Below are 895 nucleotides of genomic sequence, written 5' to 3' on the forward strand. Positions count from 1 at the left end.
ACGCTCCTGCTGACCGACCGCGCCCAGCCGGGTGGCCGGCGAGGAGCCGCCCCGGACCTCATGGAACTCCTCCCCCAGTGGCTGGCCGCGGCCAACGCCCACGGGTACGCGCCACCCCCGCAGTCCCTCCCGGCCCTGCTGGACGCGGCCCGGGGCCGGACCGATCTGCGGCCGTCGGCGCTGGAGTTCGCGGGCCCGAGGGCACTGTGGCTGGCGCGGCTCAACCCCGACTGGCGGTTCGCGCTGCGGGCGACGGCCGGGGACGGGGTGGCGCTGCCGGGCCCGGAGGAGACCGAGCGGGTCCGGCGACTGTGGGAGGAGGGCCTGTTCGCCGAGCGGGTGACCCTGCTCATCGCCCTGCGCACCCGCGACGCCGGCGCGGCACGCGAGCTGCTGAGGTCGACCTGGCCGGCCGAACGCGCCGAGGACCGCCTGATGTTCCTGGACTCCCTGCGCACCGGGCTGACCCCTGCCGACGAGCCGTTCCTTGAGCAGGCGCTCTCCGACCGCAGCCGCAACGTCCGGTCGACGGCGGCGGAACTGCTCTCCGCGCTCCCCGGTTCGGCGCTCGCCACGCGCATGGCGGCCCGCGCCAGTTCGTGCGTCGCCCTCGACCGCATGACCGAGGTCCCGTCGATCGTCGTGGAGGCACCGCACGAGTGCGACGCGGGCATGGAGCGCGACGGTGTGATCAGGACGGCTCCGACGGGGCGGGGTGAACGGTCGTGGTGGCTCGGCCAGTTGGTGGAGGCCGCGCCGCTCGGTGCCTGGCCCGCACGGCTGGGCGGCCGTACACCGGAGGAGATCGTCGCTCTGCCGGTGGCGGACGGCTGGCTGGGCGAACTGCACGCCGCGTGGTGCCGGGCGGCCGTCCGGCAGGGGGACGCGGAGTGGT

Annotated in this window: 1 protein-coding gene; it reads left to right on the forward strand. The window is 76.1% G+C overall.

All coding sequences use genetic code 11. The annotated features are described in order from the left end of the window. A partial coding sequence (locus tag ACVNF4_RS36510; protein WP_461807104.1) for a DUF5691 domain-containing protein occupies positions 1-895 on the forward strand: 895 nt, incomplete at both ends.

This window comes from Streptomyces sp. S6, from assembly GCF_054880855.1.